Source organism: Shewanella sp. DAU305 (assembly GCF_026802235.1).
GTDB classification, from domain to species: domain Bacteria; phylum Pseudomonadota; class Gammaproteobacteria; order Enterobacterales; family Shewanellaceae; genus Shewanella; species Shewanella baltica.
In genome coordinates this window covers 3,780,051-3,801,504 of the sequence record NZ_CP113808.1, presented here as the reverse complement: position 1 = coordinate 3,801,504, position 21,454 = coordinate 3,780,051, and the positions used below count along the sequence as shown (strand labels likewise).

Below are 21,454 nucleotides of genomic sequence, written 5' to 3'. Positions count from 1 at the left end.
GGTTTCGATTTAACGAGGTAGTGAAGAAGACTGCATCAAGCAGGGAGTTGAGTCCCTACTTGATGTATCTGTTGTCCCGTAGTGCTTAAAAACGATTCAGCGGTTTCCAGCGTAGTAATGTGACCGGAATGCTCGCGCCTTGGGATAACAGCAAGTTAATGCGGGATTGATACGCCGCGCCCACCATTAAATGTTTGGCTAAATCGACCGCATTACGGGCTTTATAGTCATCTAAATAACTGCCTTTCGCCCAAGCGTTAAATGCACCCAGCGCTGGGCCTGCCCAGATTTGGTAATCCATTTCGCGGCCGACTTCACCTGTGTTTGACCAGCGGCTCGAAAGACCCAAATACCAGCGGAAAATCAACGCCATCTTACGTTTGGGATTATCCAGTGCGCGCTCGATTTGCTTAGGATCGCGCTCGTTAAAGTGGGCGACAGTACCCGCCCAAATGTCATCGAGTGATGAGCGGAACACTTGCTCTTCGAGCTTTTTACGCTCGTCCGCAGGGATGGCATCAATCGAATCGTAACGGGTGTAGATTTCATACAGTTTATTGGCGCGCATTGGGAACAGGGTACCGCGCTTAACCACTTGTAATTTCACGCCCATTTCGAACATATCGGCGGCAGGTGCCATAGTCACATCGGCCATTTCTGTGGTGGCGAGTAACTTACGGGTGTGTTCGCTCGCACCCGCTTCGACGCAGGCTTGGTTGATTGAACCTGTGACGATAAAGGCCGCACCCATGTTGAAGGTGGCTAATGCTGCATCGGGTGTGCCGACACCGCCGCCTGCGCCCACACGGATGGGCGTTTTATATTGATACTTAGCTTGGATTTCATCTTTGAGCGCCAAAATCGTCGGCAAAAGCGTGACCAATGGACGATTGTCGGTATGGCCGCCTGAGTCGGCTTCGGCTGTGATGTCATCCGCCATTGGCACAAGTTGCGCCATCGCCATTTGATCTTGGCTGATAAGACCATCACTCACTAATTGCTGGAGGATTTTGGCAGGCGCCGGCTCCATAAACTTAGTTGCGACTTCGGTGCGGCTGATTTTAGCAATCACTTTGTTGCCAATGACTATCTCGCCATGTTCGTCGCGGCTCAAACCCGCTGCGCGGTAATAGACGATTTGCGGCGTTAAACCTAAAAATGCCGAGGCTTCGACTGTGCGCACTTTATGTTTTAAAAACAGCTCAACGCTGCCGCGCTCTAATGCGGGCTCGCTTGGGCTGTGAATCAAGTTAAAGGCGTAGGGGCCATTAGGCAGCGCTGCTTGAATGCGGGTAATGGCTGCTTCAACGCGCGATGGAATTAACCCCGCCGCGCCAAATGAGCACAAAATGCCCGCTTGGCCTAGGGCGATAACCAGTTCTTCCGAGGCAATACCGTTGGCCATAGCGCCGGCGTAGTAAGCGTATTTGACACCGTGGACGCGGCGAAAATTACTATCGCCTAAACTTTGGGTGCCAAGGGCAGGGGCAAAGGCGCTGACAGGATGTGAGCCCAATGGCGCTTGGCTGTCATTGGTGGTCACTTCGGCCGTTTGCGCTATGCCTAAGCCTTTTTCGCTGTGATTCACTAAGTAGCAGGCTTGGCTTAAGTCTTTGAGTTTTTTGCCTAATGAGTCGATATCAAAGCTCAGCTCTGCATCGTTGACTTGCCACGGCCAAGGGCTGAGTTTTTCGTTATTACTATTGAATTGATCTAGAGTATGGCTAGTCATCTTGGGTCTCGTTTTTAATGCTGCTGCGTTGCTATTACTTGAGTAAAAAGTTCGGGTGTAAAAAGCCAACGCAGCGGCAGGATTATTTTTAAGTGATTCAATAAATAGAATTTACCGCATTAAGCTTCTTCAATACAGATGGCGATATCTTTGACTTCATAAATCCGCAGACCATCTTTACTCAAGTTGGCATCGCCCATAATGATGCGTTTGCCATTGTCGTCTGTCACGCTGGTAATGTGCACATCCAGCGACATCTGCTTGTTTAATGGGTTAATTTGGCCGCGATACTTCCATTTGATATCCGACAAAATCTGGCCGAATTTTGGACTCTTAAAGCCCGCACCAAGGTCTTGGTCAATCGCATAGGTTTGCATCAGCTCGATAATCGCTTCAACCCCTAATGAGCCTGGCATTACCGGATCTTGATGGAAGTGGAATTGGAAGAACCAATCACTCGGGTCAATGGTGCGCTCGGCGTATAAATAGCCAAGGCCCGCTTTACCGCCGGCTTTCACTATGTCGGCCTTGTCGATAAAGTTAAGCTGACCGCCCGCTAAACGGTAATGCGGCTGACCTTCTGGCGCGTTAAAGCTGCGATGCTGTTTATCTAACAGATTGATTTGGCTATCGGCGGCTATGCCATTTTGCACATGCCAAGGCTGAGTGATCTTGCCGTTGTCTATGCCGAGTTGGTTTTTCAGCGCATCGCCCTTGAAGTAACCAAATACCGCTTTACCTTGGTAGAAAGGCTCGCCATCGCAGCTTAACTCGAAGCTGAAATTCTGGATGATGTTGCTGCCGGCAATCACAGTCGATAACAAACGTGAGTCGTTCACTATGGTTTTACCGCGTAAATCCACGTGGCGCAGCAACTTACCGCTACCGTCCAAGTTACGGAAAAACAGCTCTTGGCCGGGGAAGCCCAAGGTGGTGCCCATATAGCCTGAGATAAAGCCGTTTGGCTGCAGTGATATTTCCATCAGCACAGAATAGGGCATTACGGCGTGATGGCTATTTTTGTCGTAATACCAAGCGTTTGCGGGCACTTCGTATTCGGCGATACACGAAGAGGGCTTTTTCAGCTCGCCGCGTTTGCCGTCAATCGCAATGACGCGAGTCGTGAGCTGTAAATCACCGCAAGGCGTGCGCGGTGGAATAAGGCCGCGATAGATGCTGAAATCGGGGCCGAAGCAGTTTTCGATGTCGCCGGTGGCAAATTCGAACATGTGGTACGGCGTGAACGGCAGGGTATCGGGCACACGGTTGGCGTACTTTGAATCCGCTGGCGCAATCGGCGCAGGTACATGCTTTAGCGGCACTACGCCTTTGTTGGTTGGCGCAGTTAAATCTGGCAGCTGGGCCATTAACGGCGCGGCGAACGATGCGGGTGTTGTCGAAACTAGCGGCACAGCCGAAGCAGCATTTTTAGTCGTATTGTCAGCTGTGCAGGCATCGTTATCCGCAAGGTAGCGGGTGCATTCGGCTTCTTCTTTGATCATCACCCCAAGGTTTTGGAAATCCACCACTACTTTGCCGTTAAGCAGAATATCGATATTCGCCTTAGCATACGGGCGCGGATTCATGCCGATTTCGGTGATTTCCATGCGATAGGTGAGCAGGCCAGATTGCGGCAACACTTGACCGCGACAACGCACTTTTTGTGATGCGTTTTCGAGCGGTTGGAAACGACCATCTTTAACACCGAGGTGCATACCAATATGCAACATAAAGAATTGCAGTAATTGACCACAGCCTTCGGCCATTAACGATCCCGCCATCACTTGGTCGCCCTTGAAATGACACGGGAAATACCAATGATCAGCTTCGAGCTGCTTATGGCCTTGAACTGAACCTAAGCCCCACGCGCCGCCATGCACCTCAAGATGGCTGACTTGTTCAATCATCAGGAATTTTTCGGATGCAAAACATAAAGAGGGCTGCAAACCATATTGGGCTTGATGCGCCGCGTGTGCGCCGCCAAAACAGCCACCGATATCGGCGCCGAGCAGTTTATGGATTTGGCTGTAATCAAATTGGTTTTGCGCGCAGTCAAGTAACGGATTAAAGCGCGGCTTATTCGGATTGTTCAAGGAAAGGTTGCGCGCTTTGATTTCGGCTTCGGTGTGAATAACGCCTTTACCGTCGGCCAGTTCTTTATCGGTGAAGAAGCCGGCACAGCCGCCATCCATTTTCAGGATTAGCTTGTCGCCCACGAAACATTCGTAGGAGAAGAAGAACAACAAGGTATCGCCATTGCGGGCAAAGTGATTGATGGAAATATCGTAGCGCAGGGTGTCGCCACCGCGCGGTAAGTCGCCAAGGAAGGTCAGGGTGCAATCGAGCAGGCGATAAACGCGCTCGCCCTTGTTTTCAAAGTCGATACCTAAGTAGCTGATCAGCATTAAGTCGCATTGACCCGATTCAACCGCTACGGCCCAAGGAATTTGGCCATCGACCAAATACGGCGCGTCCACAGGAATATCGTATTCTGTGGTCATAGTGCAAGGCTGATATTGGTTCATCTGAGCGTTTAATTTCGTCACCCGAGATACCAGCAAATAGTCTGTGGTTGGCAGGCGTACACGGCGCGAATAGCTGTCGATAATGGCGTAATCTTGGCCAAAGACGTTAGCGATATCGCCTTCGGCGTACTCGACTAAATCCGCATAATCCCAAATACAAGGCTTGCTTATCGGTGTTGGCGGCGTGTACAGAGGCACTTTTGCATGGTTTGGATAAAGCGCAGCTGGGTTTGCCTCTGAGTTAACAACTGGAGCTAGCTCAGGTGTATGAGCAGATGCATACACTGGCGCCTGAACAGTGGTTTGCTGTTGCACTGACGTCGCTTGGCCATTGACGGCTAACTCGCTGGCAAGCTGGGCTTTCATCAAGGCATCGGCCAGTTTCAGGCCTTGCTCACGGCTTTGTAAAAAGGCTAAATGTGCTTCACGGGCGAGTTGCTGATTACGTATAAATGCAGCGTCTTTTAGCTCTGTTTGAGCTGCGTTGTCATTGGGCGTGCTTAGGGCATTAATTGGCATGCTGCTTAATGTCTCTTTTTGTAGAGCCGTGGTTGGGCTGCTTGTTGCAAAGCAACTCGTGTCTTTGCTCGCTATTTGGGCCAAATGTTTGCGTTGGCTGCGCTTTGGCAATGCAGTGATGGCTTGGGCTTTTTGTTGTATAGCATCAAGGCCAGCGAGCGGCGTATCAAGGATATGCTGATAGATATCGCGGCCACCGAGTGTCACTTGTTTTATTAAGTGTTTTTGCTCTGAAAGCGTTAAGTCTTGCTCAAGCCTTTGCTGCAAACTGTGTGCTTGCGTGGCACTTTGACTGAGCAATAATTGCGAGCATTTACCTTGGCTAAACGTGGCAACGAGCGCGTGCTGCACTTGATTAGCTTGTGGCTGTACTTGGTTTTTTAATTGCCCATGATTTTTAAGCTGAAGCAGCGCGCTCAAAATACTCGCCATGCCCGCAGCGGCAAAGTTGTGGCCTAGGGTATCTGCGGCTTGGCTGCGCTCACTTACACTCGGCAGCAGGGTATTGAGTACCAGTTCCGAATCGGCAAGTTGCTCAACTGCAATACTGGTTTCAATCAAGCTAATTTGGCTGCTATTCACCTTGGCTTGGGTTAACAAGTCATCGCAAATGCGCGCCGTGTTGCTGTGACCTTGCGGGTCACACATAGCGCCAAACACTTGGCCGCTGATATGACCATAACAGTCGCCATAGCTGTTGCTATTGGCATTGTCAGCGCTTGGCTGGGCTGCACTTGATTGTGTTGTCGTGAGCACTAATGCGCCTGCACCTTCACCGACTTTCCAACCAGTGTCAGTGGCATTAAATGCCACTGGCGATACGGCGTTTTTGAGGATCACTTGCTCAAGGCTGCCACTTAAATCGACGGCAGCGATCACTACGGCATCTAAGGACTCTTGGGACAACAGATTTTCGGCTACATCGATACAGCGGGCGACCGATTGCTCCGCCGCCGAAATGGTAAAGGCAGGGCCGTTAAAGTCCCAAAGGGAGGCGATGCGTGACGCCATGATATTGCCAATAAAACTGGTGTATTGGTTCAGTTTGGCGGCATCGAGCACACTGTCCATGGCGATTTTTTCAAGGGCGAGATACTCAGCTTGCGTGAGGGTGATCCCTTGTTTTTTAAGGCTGTCTGCCAGTTGAGTGTGCAGGTTCACCCTGCCACGGAACTGGTGCAATTCAAGCTCTGTTTCCATCGCCACTAATACAGCAACCTTGCCACCGGGCTTTAAGTTCGCATCACGAATCGCTTCATCGGCCACTTTGATCAGCAGCAGTTGCTGGGAGATCAGGCGATCATCCTCATTAGGCGGCACTTTAAAGCGCAGGAAGTCAAAATCGAACTGGTCGATATACGCGCCCTGTGGTGCGGCTGCGAGGCCAGTTCCGCTTAAACCAAAGTTGGCTAGAATATCAGGGTGTTTATCTAAGCCTTTCCAGCGTTTAGCGGGCAGCGGGATAAAGGCATCTTGCTTTGCGCTTATCGTGTTATCCAGTGCATTAATAGAGGATAAAGGTCCAAAGTGCGATGCTATACCAATGATATTTAATGGCGTGTGCTGGTAACTTACAGTGGTTGCTGGCTTTTCACTCTTGCTGCCAGCATTGGAGACTTTGGCAACATAGGATTCCAGCAACAAATGCGCGTTACAGCCGCCAAAACCAAACACGGAAACACCTGCGTGACGGCGGTCATTGCCGGCTTTATCTGGCCAAGCATGCAATTCTGTTGGCAGATTTTTAGCGCTAAACAAGCCCTTAGGCGAGGATATCGGCGCTGATAAGTTAATACTTGGCGGCAGTCTACCCGAGCGCATGGCAAAAATCATCTTCATGATCCCCGGCATTCCTGCGGCTGTGAGTAAATGGCCTAAGTTGGATTTTGCTGAACCGATCAGCGGCACTGCAGAGCCCGCGAGTTTGTCCTCGAAGAAGCGCTCCATCGAGGCGAGTTCGACTTTATCACCGAGCGGCGTGCCTGTGGCATGGCATTCAATCACTTCGATATTGGCAGGCTGAGTGTTTGCCGCGCTATAGGCGCGCTCGAAGGCTTGCACTTGGCCCTTGCTGTTAGGGCTTAATACAAACTGGCCTTTACCGTCGTTCGACAAACCAATGCCGCTGACGACCGCATAGATGTTGTCGCCATCGCGTTCGGCATCTTCTAAGCGTTTTAAGACTAACACCCCAGCGCCTTCTCCGGCGAATAAGCCTTTGCTGTTGCTATCAAAGGGCGCCGAAATACCGTGATCTGGATAGGCGTGAAAAATCGAGAATCCCATGTTGATAAAGAAGGGATCAGCGCCCGATACTGCGCCCGCAAGCATCATATCGGCCTTGCCTGTGGTCAGGTAATCGCAGGCGAGTTTAAGTGCGTAAACCGAGCTAGCGCAGGCGGCGTCCAGACTTAACTGAGTACCACCTAAACCGAGTGCATCGCTGACCAGCTTTGAGGCTGTGTGTGCAACGGCGCCATTGGCGACGTTTAATACTTGCTCGACGTTTAACGCTTCTCCAGCGTGAGCTTGGTTAAAATCAGCCAGTTGAAAAGCGCTTTGGTTAAGTTTGTTTTGCAGCGCCTTTTCAACGGTTTGATGATACAGAGGCAAAAACAGTTCGTTGGAGCGGGCGGTCGGGAACGACAAGGTTCCCATCACGATACCTGTGCGCGCCAGTACGGCATCGCTTGGGGCAATCCCTGCGTCTTTGAGGGCTTTACGACTGCAATCGAGTGCCCATAAAAAGCTTTCATCTAAACCGTCAAAGGCAGACTCAGGCAGTTGATAACCTTTGGCATCAAACTGGAAGTGTTGGATGTAGCCGCCTTTATCACAGTAAAAACGGTCAGACTGACCCTGCACACCTTGGTAATCGGCGGGATTGGCATTGAGCTTTTCGTGGCTAATTTGGGTGCGCGAGTCTTTTTTATCCAGCAGATTTTGCCAAAAGGTTTGGGGATTATCTGCGTCAGGATACTGAGTCGCGAGACCGACAATCGCAATTTTTGACGCACTTTTTGATGCGCGGTTTGACGCAATGGTAGGCACGGTAGTTTTATCAATAGTAGGGGAATGCTGAGAACTCACTGGGGTTCTCCTTCTGGTGATACTGCTGATGATAAAGGGGCTGCGTTAGCACTTAATGGCTGAATGAGCGGCGCGAGCGACAGCGGCACTCTGTGGCTTATCAGTTGAGCTAAACACTTGAGTAAGCTGGTGATCGCGTCAGCACCCTTGGCATTGCAAGCAATGGCGGCTGTCGCCGCGTTCGCAGTGCTTTGGCTTGCATGGGCGTGGCTAATTTTATCTATGAGTGTGCTGGTTTGCCTATCGGCGCCCACTTCGACAAATAGCCTTGCGCCTTGCTCAGTGGCATTTTGAATGAGCGCACTAAAGTCGAGTGGCGAACAAAAGGTATCGGCAATCGCGCGGCCAATGCTGTGGCTATCCACGGTTACTGGCGCAGTTTGCGCTGCGCTGATAAAGCGAATAGGCGAGCCATGTGCTGCCGCTTTCAGCGCCTTAGGTTTCAGTGCCTCAGGTTTTAGCGCTTGAGTATAGAAATCTTGTACTTGCCCATGGACTAGCAGGGCAGGCGCGGTATGCATTGCCGTGACGCGATTGGCAGCAATCCCGCGCTTACCTAACTTGGCAAGTAGGGCTTTACAGCTTGTTTCGCAGCCTGCAATGACGCAAGTATCACCTTGAGTGATGGCTAAATAAGCACGAGGAAACTCTGGCAATAATGCCTTGATTTCATGGCTATCAGCGCGCACCACAAAGCTGTTCCACACTATGGCTTCATTATCCGCAAGCTGCCACGCTCGGCGGACTGCGGTTAGCTCACCAGAAATCGCATGGTTGAAAATATCGCTATTTTCAGTGGCGTTAATCATAGCGTGCGGTGTTTGCCACACATCAAGGCTGGCCCACATGGCGGCTTCGCCCATTGAGTAACCGAGCGCCATTTTAGGCTTAATATTAAAGACTTGGGTCAACAGTTTAGTGAATAGATAACTGGCCCCCACTCCACTAATCGCTTGCTGGCTTAAGCTCATGCCAGCTGCGGTTTTTACATCTGCCGCATAAATCTGCGGTGATTGTAGCATGGCGCTTAAATCGCCTTCACGTTCTAGCTGGTGATACAGCGCGGGGAAATACTCATGCAGGTTATTGAACATATTGGCGTAAACCGTGCCAACGCCGGGATACACGAAAGTCAGTCCCGCATCCCCTAGCGGCTTAGCGGTAAAGCAGCTACCCGCTGGTGTCTTAAAGGGTTGGCCGTGATGACGCACCGCATCATTTTCAAGCGCCGTAAGTATGGCCTTAGCTTCAAGTTTGAGATCATCACTTGATGCCGCCATTAAGACTAACGCCAGAGGCGCGTTGGCATCATAGCGTTCAAACCAGAATGCGAGTTGATGTGATGCAAATGACGTGTCTAGTGCGCCAATGTCTAGTGAACTAAGCAACTGAAACAGTTTTGCTTTTAGCTCATTAATACTGTCACCACTTATCGGCACAAACAGCCTGTTTTCATCGACAAGGGCTTTGGGCGCGGCAAGTTGTGTGCCTTGGGTCAGCACTAGGCTTTGGTTTAGATTTCGAGACTCATCCGCTTGATGTGACGTCTTTGCTACAAGATTTAGACACAACACCCGCGCTTGATGTTGGTCGCTAAACCAATAGCCAGCTTGATGATTGGTGTTGTTTGTCTGTTTTATATCAGTAGTGCCTTTAAGCGGCGCTTGTGTTCGCGCAGCGAGGGCGGTTACACCTTGGCGCAGCGCAACAAATGCCTCGTTGAGTGTGTTGGCGACAGTCTGATGTTGAACGGTTTGAGCTGGGCTGCGCTTTGCCGCCGCTAATGCCGCATTAGCAACAGTCGCCGCATTTTCAACTGCCGTATTTGCAACACCTGTAACCTCATTGCCAGCGGCAAAGCCAGCAATAAACGCGTGTGCATGTAGGCGCAGTTTGGCAGCGCGTAAACCATCGAGCAAATACAGAGACTGGGGCTGATTAGCATCATTGAATTTCAGTTCAACGAGCTGGCCTTGCTCAATGGCTGTTGTTGCTTGGCCTAACAAGGCAGTGAGCGACCTTTGCTCATACACTGACGGTTCATGCTCTTTTGGTTCATGAGCTGTCGGCCTATGTACTGTCGATTGGTTGGCATCGGCAGCGCAAATTTGAACTCTTTCACGTTCAGTAAACGTCCCTAATACTTGGGCTGAGTGAGAGTCAAGGTTGACGGCATCGCCAAGCAACACTGCAATACGCAGTGGCTTGGCAAGCTTTTCAGTAATAACCGTGTCTGCAATAGCCTTGTCGGCATTAGCTGTGTCAGCTATCGACGTTTCAGCTTGGCCGCTATGCGTCGTTGCTAAAGGGGGGGCTAAGTTCACTCGACTTTCGCCTCCACGCTTTCAATGGCTTTATTCGCAGCGGTTTGATTAGCAGCAACTTTATTGGCTAAAAACGCACCGTTAAGATTTTTGCTAATCGTGACTTTGGCGTTGTTCATCTCGCAGCTTAAGCGACCATCTTGATGATACAGCGCAATATTGGCTTCAAGGGCACGGCCAGAGTGTTTTACCACCTCGAGCACTAGATAGCCTTTATCGCCAAAGGCAAACGGCGCATGGGAGACAAACTCACCAATGCTTGATGGCAAACTCGCCGCGCCATATTTGAGTCTTGCCCATACCAGCATCGCCTGCAGCAACAAATCTTCTGCAAAAGCTTGTGAGCCTTTAGGGGCCAGATTGGGCACAAAACTCCCGCAGTCCGCTAACGCAACATGGGGAAGACTCACCTTGGCGACTAAGCTCGCATCGTCAAACTTCACCACAGACTCAATACCTTGCAGTCTTGGGCCGTGGAAAAGCGTGCCATCGCTGTAAAGGCTGCTTGCGGTTGTGATGGCAGAAAGTCCTGCCAAGCTATGCGCGTCAAAGGCAGTTGCTTTGCTATTAGTGGCTAAGTAATCGTTAGCCGCGTCATCAACAGCATCATCAACGACTAGGATGGCCTGATATTGCGGACGACCTTCAAAGCTGATTAAGGCACTGAATTGTCCACTCAAGCACTTGTCTTTGTCTTTCGCGGCTTTATCCGTTAACGCAATCGGTGCAAGCTCAAGTTCTAGCGTGATGGGCGCGCCGTTTTCTAACGCACCGTTTTCTAACGTCATAGCGTCGAAAATAATGCCCTTCAACAGCTTGTAGCTTTGCACTTTGACAGGCTGCTTGAGCACATCAAAGGCGGCTTCACGCATCCACTGAATCGCGCACACAGTCGGTAATACGGGATTACCGTTAATGCAGTGATCTTCAATAAAGATCATTGCCTTAGGGTCCAGTGTGCGCTGCTGTTTTACAGCGTTAAGCAAAGCATGCGGACCCGACGCGTCAGTGGTCAGATCCGCTTCAGGCTTTTTTAGATTGCTACCTTCAGTCTCTTGCAATTTATTAGAAGTGTCGTCATGAGGTGCGCTGCCTTGCATGTCAGTACCGACCAGCAATTGTGCGCCTGTGTTGCTCAGTAATTGGCTCGCAAATAACTCAGCACCCGCCTTTAACGGGATCACATAAACACCGCGATCCATAAACATCTTTTTCAGCGCAGGATTCACCATGCCGCCGTCCCACGGGCCCCAATCGAAGCTCATCACTTTGGCATTTGGCAGTTGCTGCGCCAGTTGCAGTGCGGCTTTGTTGAGTATGTCGTTGGACATAGCGTAATCGCTTTGGCCGGTATTGCCGTAAAAACCCGCCGCCGAAGAGAACAGGGCGATCAGTTTTACTTTATCTAAATCCAGTGCGGCAAGAAGATTGCTAATGCCTGTGACCTTAGTGCCATACACCCGTGCTAACTCATCTAAGGTTTTGTCTTGGATGTGTTTATCGGCGAGTACGCCCGCACCATGGATGATGCCGGTAATAGGTGATAACTCGGTAATCGGCACTATCGTGCTGGCAATCGCGTCTGGATTGTTAACATCGAGGCTTAAGTACTCAGCGCTGGCACCTACAGCGGAAAAGGCTTCTAGTGCGGCTGCAATTTCTAGGCTGCTTTGAACTGGCCATACTAAGGCATCCACTTGTTTTGGCGTGGGTTTCTCGCCCAAGCTTTGAATGTGGGCAATAGCTGCGGCTTTAAGTTCACTGTTATTCTTACCCTGTGCCCAAGCGGGAATGGCTTGTTGGCTGCTTCTGCCAGCAAGGATAAAGTGCGCCTTGCTGCGTTTTGCCAGACTCAAGGCACATTCAAAGGTCACGCCTTTTGCGCCGCCAGTGACTAGGATTTTATCTGCACTAGTCAAGTTAGCTGCGCTGTGGCGGGTATCTGCCTTGCCTGCAACTAAGGTCACGCGTGCCAGCGTTTCAGTTGCGCCGGCTTCACTCACACCGACTTCTAATAGCTTATCGGTTGCAAATAACTCAGCTATGACCGCATTAGCAAGTTGCTTGGCATCAAGTGCTGGCGCGATATCTAAGGCGCGGCAATGCACGCTCGGCCACTCGTGGCTCAAGGTTTTCGTCAGACCTGCCAATGCGGCTTGGTTTAACTCGCTGCGGGCAATTTGGCTGTGGTTAAGATAACCAAAACCACCGTCGATACGACTGACGCTGATAAAGCTGCTGTCAGTATTGGCGGTTGCTGCTGTTGTTAAAAGCGGTTGTAAGTGCTTGGCGAACAAGAACGCTTGCTCGACCGACGCTTTGGCGGCACTGGACAACACTAAACCTTTCGCATCGGCTGAGGTTTTATGTTGTGGTTGCAGATGAATAAAGCCTGCAACTGTACCTAAGCTTTTGATCTCATTAATCACTGCGCTGATGCTGGTATCGTCAATCGCCGCCAATGTGAAGCTGGCAATGTGGCTATTGAGCGGTGATGCACTGGCTACAAGGCTTTCTGGCGAGCGCACAACCGCAACCGTTAGACCTTGAGCATGCAATTTCTCGGCAAGTACGCCAGCATTGTGACCATCATCGCTAATGATAATGCAGGCATCTTTAGCAAAAACGCGTGTTTGAGCTTGTTGCGCTGATTGCTTTGACGATTGCTGTGGCGATAGTTGCGTTAGCTCAGCCGCCGCTGGCAACTTTTTTAGCACCACCTCACTATGTGGGGGCAAATCGATAGCTTGCTCAGCCGCGACAGCACCGTTTACCACATTTGCCGCAGTATTCTGGCCTAGCTTACCTTGCATATAGCTAACGATTTCACCTAAGGTGCGACACTCGGCCAAATCTTCAGGATTCAGCTCAGGTAAGCCTGGTAGCTCTTCTTGTACTGTGCCTAAGATTTCAACGCGCTTGATCGAATCAATACCTAAATCGGCTTCCATATCCATGCTGAGTTCCAGCATTTCAGTGGGGTAGCCCGTCTTGTCGGCCACCACTGACATCATGGTTTGTTGGACTTTTTCAGCGCTTAAACCGTTATTCGCTGGAACTTGTGCTGGCGTTGCTTTAACGTTTGCCGCTGGTGTAACTGCTACCGCGCTAACTACTGGCAATTTGCTGTTCATGTAGTCAACGATTTCACCTAAGGTGCGACACTCGGCCAGATCTTCAGGATTCAGCTCAGGTAAGCCCGGCAGTTCGTCTTGTACTGTGCCTAAGATTTCAACGCGCTTGATAGAGTCGATACCTAGATCGGCTTCCATGTCCATGCTGAGCTCCAGCATTTCAGTGGGGTAGCCTGTCTTGTCGGCCACCACTGCCATCATAGTTTGTTGCACTAACGCAGCGCTTAAACCGTTGGCGGCAGGAGCTGTTGGCGCTGTTGTAGAAACTACAACTTGGCCAGCCGCAGGCAGTTTGCTGTTCATGTAGTCAACGATTTCACCTAAGGTGCGACACTCGGCCAGATCTTCTGGGCTGAGCTCAGGTAAGCCCGGCAGTTCGTCTTGTACTGTGCCTAAGATTTCAACGCGCTTAATAGAATCAATACCTAAATCGGCTTCCATATCCATGCTGAGTTCCAGCATTTCAGTGGGATAGCCTGTCTTGTCAGCCACCACAGCCATCATGGTGCTCTCGATTTCAGAAGCATGCACTAACGCAGCGCTTAAACCGTTGGCGGCAGGAGCTGTTGGCGCTGTTGTAGAAACTACAACTTGGCCAGCCGCAGGCAGTTTGCTGTTCATGTAGTCAACGATTTCACCTAAGGTACGGCACTCGGCCAGATCTTCTGGGCTGAGTTCAGGTAAGCCCGGCAGTTCGTCTTGTACTGTGCCTAAAATTTCAACGCGCTTAATCGAATCGATACCTAGATCGGCTTCCATATCCATGCCAAGTTCCAGCATTTCAGTGGGGTAGCCTGTTTTGTCGGCAACCACAGCCATCATAGTTTGTTGAACAAGTGCAGCACTTAAGCTGCTTGTTGCTGGTGCCACAGATGTCATCTCTGGCATAACTAAAACAGGAGCTGCTGGCGCAACTTGTACTGTCGCAGTAGGCGCATGAGCAACGGGAGCGGTTTGCACAACAGGTGCAACGGGTGTGTTAATTGCTGGTCTCGTCGCAACTGTCGATGCAGCAACAGGTGCTGGAGCCGGCGCAGCTGCTCGTGGCTGAGCAACCGCTGGGGTAAAGTTAATCGGCGCATTGTTTAACATCGCCAAGGCCGCTTGGCTGCTACTGCTTTGTAGCTGCATAAATTCGGCGTGGCTTTGCAGGGTTTGCGCTTGATGCTGGTGGAACATTTCCATTGAGCGTTGCAGGCTTTCTGGGATTGCAATGCCTTGGCTCGCCATTTTGGCTTGTTCAGTCATCAATGTCGTGAAGGTATCGCCATATTGCTGCGGGATGGCTAAAAACTGTTGATGTAACTGCGCCGCTTGAGATTGTGCGCTGAAAAATGCCGTTAACGCATCGCTGCTGACGTTTGGTGTGCCTGGGTTTAACTGCGCCGTCGCTTGCTGCTGATTGCTTAAGCCTTTCGTAACGCTTGGGGATGTTTGTTTCATTTCAACAGCTGCCACTTGATTCGTTTCCACTTCTATTATTTTCTCAACAACTTTTTCGACGATGACTTCTTTCTCAACGATTTTTTCGACTTCTTTTTCGACAACCGTTTCAACGATGCGATCCACATATTGCACTTGGCTAGTCACGCTGCCTGTGGCGAGGGATTTGGCCATCTTAGCTTTGGTCGCAGCACTAATATGGTTAGTGGCGGTGAGTTTGATGTTCATTGCTGATGGCGCTTCACGTTCGGCAATCTCTTGTGACGTGACGGCTTGATAGGGATCAACGTCAGTTAATGCCACACCGGCTACCGCGAGTTGCACTGCGGCTAAGCGTAATTGACTGTCACTGTCGCCCTTAGGATTCGGGTTCATGCTAACAAGGCAAAGCTCATTTAAGTGTTCACCTAAGGTATTTTCAACTAACTTTTGCAATATGTTCTTAGGGCCAAACTCAACAAATACCCGGGCGCCAGCGTCATACATGGCCTGCAGTTGTTCGCTAAAGCGAACCGATTGCAGCATGTGTTGTTTGAATTCTGCTTTAATCGCTTTGCCATCGGTTGGGTGTAATTGACCCGTGCCGTTGGCATAAAGTGCGACAGAAGGTGCGCTGAATTTAGCTTTATCAATGGCTTTGGCAAATGGCTTTTGTGCGTGTCCAACCAATGGGGTATGGAACGCGCCAGAGACGGGCAGGGCAATCGCTTTAAAGCCCAGTTCGCTAATGGCTTTAGCGGCCAGCTGAGTTTGCTCTGTGCCACCTGCAATGACTAATTGTGTCGGCGCGTTGTAGTTGGCAATTTTAACGCCATCAAACTGGGCTAAACAGCTATTGAGCGCATCGATATCATTCTTTTGTTTAAGAATGATGGCGAACATAGTTCCTAAGTCAGTTTGAGTTCCAGTGTCTGCTGCTTTACTCGCGGTATCGCTCGGCACTTGCGCCATGGCGTGCCCACGGGCGAAGGCCAGTTCGACGTAATCTTCATTGGAAATCACGCCTGCCGCGCAAAGGGCTGACAATTCACCAAAGCTATGACCTGCCACCATATCGGGGGCAAAACCTGCCTGAGTTAATAGCGAATATTGCGCCATTGAAACCGCGCCTATGGCGCTTTGGGCAAACAGGGTATTGGTCAGCGCCGCTTCTTGGGCTTTAACTGCATCGGCATCGAATGCCGGAATAGGATAAAGGATGTTGGATAACGGTGTTTGGCCGTGGTGAGCAAATACCTTATCGCTGGCCATCACTTGTTGGCGCATTTCAGGGAAATGGCAGGCGAGTTCGCGGCCCATGTTGAGGTACTGTGAACCTTGACCGGCAAACAGGGCGGCTACTTTCTTTGATTCATTCTTAGCCACTAAGGCATGAGAGCGGTAGCTGATACCAGAAGGTAATTGCCACACTTCAATTGCATTGGTTTCTAAATGCGCAATCGATTGATTTAACTGAGCTTGCAGTTGAGCGATATCCTTAGCCACAAAACCTAAACGGGCATCTGTGCTTGCCAGCACGCGCAGCGGATATTGCTGAGCGATAGCGTTCAGACTCGCAGCGCTGCTCTTATTCGCGTTTGCGCTCGTGTTCACGCTTTGGCTCAGCGCAGCTTTTAACTCGCTAAGCAGCGCGGCTTTATTGGCGGCGGCAAACAATAGTGTCTGCGGCACACTGCGCTGACGATATTGCTCGTCACGGCTATGCTCTGGTTTGTATTCTTCTAATACAAGATGGAAGTTGGTGCCGCCAAAACCAAAGGAGCTAACACCTGCACGGCGCGGCGTTGCATCGGCGCGCTGGAACCATGGGCGCGTTTCGGTATTTAAATAGAATGGCGAGCTTTCGATATTCAGTTTTGGATTGGGCTTACTGACGTTAATGGTCGCAGGCAATACCTTGTGATGCAGTGCCAGTGCGGCTTTGATAACACCTGCAGTGCCCGCAGTTGATTTAGTGTGGCCCACTTGGGATTTCACTGAACCTAACGCGATATGCTGATTGGTGTCGTTGCCTTGGGCAAATACCGATTTTAAACCATTGAATTCGGCCACATCACCCGCGGCAGTACCTGTGCCGTGGGCTTCAACTAAGCCAATGCTGTGCGGTGCAAAACCTGCATCGTCGTAAGCGCGCTCCAATGCTTTAGCTTGGCCCTCAGGGCGCGGCGCATAAATACTCTTAAATTTACCGTCCGATGAGGCGCCAACGCCTTTGATGACGGCATAAATCCGGTCGCCATCGCGCTCGGCATCTTCAAGGCGCTTAAGTGCTACCATGCCAATACCTTCGCCGATCATCATGCCTTTTGAATCGATATCAAAGGGTTGAATGGTTTCATTGGTGGTGAAGGCTGGCGTTTTTGAGAAGCTCATGTACATGGATGGCGAGTTGTCGGTACAGACGCCGCCGGTGATCATCATGTCGCTGCGACCTTCGGTCAGTTCAGTCAACGCCATACGCATAGCGGCCAGTGAGCCCGCGCAGGCAGCATCGACCACACAGTTCATGCCGCCAAAATCAAAACGGTTGGCGATACGGCCTGCAATCACGTTACCTAAGGACCCAGGGAAAGAGTTTTCTTCCCAGTGGATATATTGGTCTTGGAACTTTTTGATCAGCATTTCGCTGTCTTCATCGCTCAGGCCACTGCTTTTGAATACTTTTTTCAATACTGGATATTGCAGGCGCGAGTTCAAGCTCTGACTGATTTTTTGACCACCGCCCACGCCTAGCGTGATACCGATACGATCACGATCGTAATCGGTGGGCAGATTAGCGTCGGCAAGCACTTCTTTGGCGACAATCAGCGACAGCAGTTGCGAGGTATCTGTTAGCTCAAGAATATTGGGTGGCAGACCGAATTCCATTGGATTGAAGTCGACTTCAGGCAAAAAACCACCGCGTTTACAGTAGCTTTTATCGGCTTTGCTTTTGTCGGCATCGTAGTAATCTTCGGCGCGCCAATGGGTGTCTGGGATATCAGTAATGGCATCGATTTTTTCGCTGATCAAATCCCAAAATTTATTTAAATAACGCGAGTTGGCGAAGATGCTGGCCATGCCGACAATGGCAACGGGCATATCTTTTAAACGTTTGTTGAGTCGTTTATCTTTTTTTGACTCAGCTTTTGAGTCAGTCGCAGAATTAGGTACAGAAGGGGTATGGCTCATAAAGAGTCTCCACGGGTCGACCTGGATACGGTGACCTTGTTTTGGGATTTAGCCGCGTTTGTCTTTGGCGTGCCATGGGCACCGGGAAAACGGGCTAAGAAGGTGTGATAGTTGCGAACGAGCAACTTTCGTAAATGAAACGGCCCATGTTTAAGGACATAGGCGATATATCTATTGGTCGCTTGGGTATTGCTGTCTTGATAAATATCGAGGTAAATCCAATCACTTGCCGTATCTATGCCTAATAGTACTGAGCTTGGGGCTTGCTCAGTGAGCTGCGGCGGTATGGTAAGTGACACCACTTGCACCACAGTATTGCCGTCTGTACTTGGTAATGCGAGGGCTTTGGCCAAGGTTTCTGGATTGACCGTATAGGTTTGGATATCGCTGCCTTGAGTCACAGGCAATTGATTAAAATAGCGTTCGGGGACTTGTGGTGCTTCAAACTCATCGAGCCGCGATATGCCGTAGCGCTTTAAACAACGGGCAAGGCCGGAGCGCGACACATTGGGATTAATAAAGGTTTGGGTAACCTGAAGTAATCTATCTAAAGTGAGTTTGAGTTGATAGCGTAATCCCACCACCACGTATTCTTCCATCGGCGTGAGCGTGGTATTGAGGTGGTGGGGCGTGTTCGAACTGTTACTAATGGACTCACGCTTCCGCCACTTACGCACTGTTGCCTCGGTAATATTTAAAATTTTTGCCAGCTGGCTGACGCTCAGATCCGATTGCTGGATAAAGAGTCGCATTTCAGGCGTAGTGGTGGCGTTGCGATGCCGAGGTGTGCTGTCTTTTTTCGCCGCTTGAATCGTGCTCTTAGGGGCGTAAGACGGCGCTTTAGATTGAGAGTCGCGAGCTGCCATTAATAATAATTATCATCCGACATAATCTATTGGGACTGATAAGCGATAGTAGCTGAGTCACGACTGACATTGAGGACTCATGTCGTGACACCCTTAGTAAAACCTGTGCTTATCATCTGTGTCACTTAATGGGGATGCAGATTACCTGAGGTTTCGGAGCGATACAATCATCTGGGACTGGAATTTATTGGCTTTTGTTGAGTAAAGGTATTTTCTGTGCGTTATGTTGGGTTTTCGCTGGCCGCTTGGGCTTTTTAATACTTTGATAGTGGAAGAATTAAATTTTTAGGATCGATAAAGGCCGCTTTTTTGAGATAGCGGGGTAAAATAGCCCAATATTGGCTTAAGCCTCCTCTGTGATAAGTGAAACTGTGCGGCTGAAACGGCTAACTTGAGCGACTGTTTGTGTGGCTTTTAGCGTTGAAAACGAGCTAAAGATGGGCTAGGAATTGCACTAAATATTGCGTTGTAGATTTCGCCACTTATTTTGCTACTGATTTTTTGCTGGCATTGGCTCTAAGGCGTGATATAGCACTGATCCGACTTTATAAGATGGCTAATGAGTCAGATAGTAGTGAACCCAGATAAATAAACCCGAACAATAATAAATCTAAATAAATGAACTCACATAAATGAATCCTGAACAGAATGCCGCTAAGTGCTCTCCAGAAAGTCAGCCAATAATAACTCATCAGCTGCAGGGCTTTGTACAGCTTGGCTCTCGAATGACTGACTCTCTAGCATCTAGCAAAAATGGCGTGAATGTGGATCTATTTTTTATTCCGCTGCATGATATTTCAGTGGCCAAAACATCACTCGCCGAGTCTTGGTTAAGTGAGGATGAACTGGCAAAGGTTGCGCGTTATCGCGACCCCAAGGCGCAAATGAAGGGATTACAGGTCAGGGCGGCGCTGCGGGCCGTGTTATCTCACTATGCGGATTTATCGCCACAGGATTGGTGTTTCGAATATGGCGCTAAGGGTAAACCGAGCTTAACGACGGCATTACGGCAGCAAACGGGGCTTGAGTTTAACCTAAGCCATAGCGGCGATTGGTTATTGATTGGTGTGGCTCAGTTTCATGGCGTTGAGTCTGGTTTATTTGGGGTCGATATTGAAAGATCGCGGCCGAAGACGGATATCTATCCAATCCTAAATCATTATTTTTCTCCCCAAGAAACGTCAGCCTTGCTCGCTCTCGCCGATGAAGCGGGTCAGCGGCAGCGCTTTTTCGATTTATGGGCGTTAAAGGAGTCCTATATCAAGTCGACAGGACTCGGCTTAGCGCAGTCGCTCAAATCCTTCGCCTTTGAGCTAAAGCCGTTCGAACAACTGGCAGTCGAATCGCTTGAGCTATCGTGTCAAGATACCGCATTAAGGCAATCCTGCGGCGTAGCAGAGAGGCTTAATGTTTATCCACATATTTCATTACAAGTCCCGCTACAAATTCCAATACACACACTGGATTTAGCAGACCCTATGCATTGGCAGGCACATTTTGGTCGTTTGACCGAGGAGTATCGCTTTGCCATTAGCTTAGCGCATTCCGGTAATGCTGCGCTTCCCATAACGCTAACCGCGCAGCTGAGCAGCATAGAGGTCTTACTTGCCGATTATTAACGGCGAAAGAGGGGGCGTTCTTCGCGCCAGTAAACTCACTTAAACCGCTAAGATCTGCGATTGCGTTTAGCCATAATTCTTTCTGCGCGTTATCTTGTTATCAGCCAGTTTAATACCAATCGTATTAAATATCTGTTCATTCAGCGGGAGTTCAACGCGCTTTAGACAAGGCGAAGGCTTGAAGGCATAGTGGTGCTCTGTCGAAAGCCTTAAACGCAGTATAAAGCGCGTTGAAACCCGCCCTTCGGGAGTCTTACAGGCATCCCACTCCGGTGTTGCATTGACTTAAAAGGGAATAACCATTTTTGCGTCAATACGCCTTGGATTGGGATGCCTGTAAGGCTCTGAACTGATTAGATATTTAATACGATTAGTATAATTCATCTTCGGTTAAACATTGCTGGATATAGTCACGCCCATAATGTTTTGAATTTGAATGAAATAAATGAGGTTTAGCAATGAAACGGATTAAGTGCGTATTGCCGGCCACTATGCTGGTGTTGTTATCTGGTTGTGGTTATTTTGGTGGCGATGACAAGCAGCAATTAGAGCAGGCTTGGTTGGCCCAAGATCCACAGTTGCAGCAAGTGGTTGAGCAAATTCGTGCCAATGGCTTAGATGTTGTCGCCCAAAGCGCGGCAGCGGGCACAGTTTCTGCCTGCGTGGCAGAAAAACTGAGCCAAGATCCGCTTGGTAAGTTAGTTAATGTTGAAGGCTCGCTGGTGGAGTCGGCCAAGGTGGCAGAATTGCTGGGTGACTTACAGAAAGTAATGGAACAAGACATCAGTTTTGATCAGGTCGCGAGCTTGCTGCAAAAAGGCGCCGATGCGGCGGCCTATGCTAAAAGCCTCATCGAGCAACAAGGTTTAGATCAAGCCTTACAAAGCCTTAAGCAAATGGCGACTGCGAGCGAGCAATTTGCCCAACAAGACTTAGGTGCGCATTTCCAGCAATTATTGCTTGAGTGCAAAACTGCAGCGCCAACGCCAGGTTCTGCGAACTAATTCTGCTTTGTTCATCTGACAACATTA

At 49.9% G+C, this 21,454-nt stretch carries 7 protein-coding genes; 2 read left to right on the top strand and 5 right to left on the bottom strand.

Going from position 1 to position 21,454, the window contains the following annotated elements; all coding sequences use genetic code 11:
• Nucleotides 1-85: 85 nt before the first annotated feature.
• The 5 genes from pfaD to OX890_RS16005 form a co-directional block, all read right to left on the bottom strand.
• The gene (gene pfaD, locus OX890_RS16025) at nucleotides 86-1,732 is read right to left on the bottom strand and encodes an eicosapentaenoate synthase subunit PfaD (protein ID WP_268649564.1); all 1,647 of its coding nucleotides are present in this window, start codon (nucleotides 1,730-1,732) and stop codon (nucleotides 86-88) included.
• Nucleotides 1,733-1,851: 119 nt separating this feature from the next.
• The gene (locus OX890_RS16020; RefSeq protein WP_268649563.1) at nucleotides 1,852-7,866 is read right to left on the bottom strand and encodes a hotdog fold thioesterase; all 6,015 of its coding nucleotides are present in this window, start codon (nucleotides 7,864-7,866) and stop codon (nucleotides 1,852-1,854) included.
• The gene (locus OX890_RS16015) at nucleotides 7,863-10,190 is read right to left on the bottom strand and encodes a PfaB family protein (protein WP_268649562.1); all 2,328 of its coding nucleotides are present in this window, start codon (nucleotides 10,188-10,190) and stop codon (nucleotides 7,863-7,865) included. The genes OX890_RS16020 and OX890_RS16015 overlap by 4 nt, the downstream gene beginning before the upstream one ends.
• Nucleotides 10,187-17,938 (bottom strand): type I polyketide synthase, encoded by a 7,752-nt coding sequence (locus OX890_RS16010; protein ID WP_268649561.1) that lies wholly within the window; start codon nucleotides 17,936-17,938, stop codon nucleotides 10,187-10,189. The genes OX890_RS16015 and OX890_RS16010 overlap by 4 nt, the downstream gene beginning before the upstream one ends.
• Nucleotides 17,935-18,804, bottom strand: coding sequence for a transcriptional regulator (locus tag OX890_RS16005; protein WP_268649560.1), 870 nt, complete (start codon nucleotides 18,802-18,804; stop codon nucleotides 17,935-17,937). Before OX890_RS16005 ends, OX890_RS16010 begins: the two co-directional genes overlap by 4 nt.
• 725 nt (nucleotides 18,805-19,529) lie before the next feature.
• Between OX890_RS16005 and OX890_RS16000 the strand changes: the two genes are divergently transcribed.
• Together OX890_RS16000 and OX890_RS15995 are read left to right on the top strand one after the other, a co-directional pair.
• Nucleotides 19,530-20,423, top strand: coding sequence for a 4'-phosphopantetheinyl transferase family protein (locus tag OX890_RS16000; protein WP_268649559.1), 894 nt, complete (start codon nucleotides 19,530-19,532; stop codon nucleotides 20,421-20,423).
• A gap of 458 nt (nucleotides 20,424-20,881) precedes the next feature.
• Nucleotides 20,882-21,427 carry a hypothetical protein gene (locus tag OX890_RS15995; RefSeq protein ID WP_268649558.1) on the top strand — a complete coding sequence of 182 codons (546 nt, stop codon included), beginning with the start codon at nucleotides 20,882-20,884 and terminating at the stop codon, nucleotides 21,425-21,427.
• The last annotated feature ends 27 nt before the right edge of the window (nucleotides 21,428-21,454 follow it).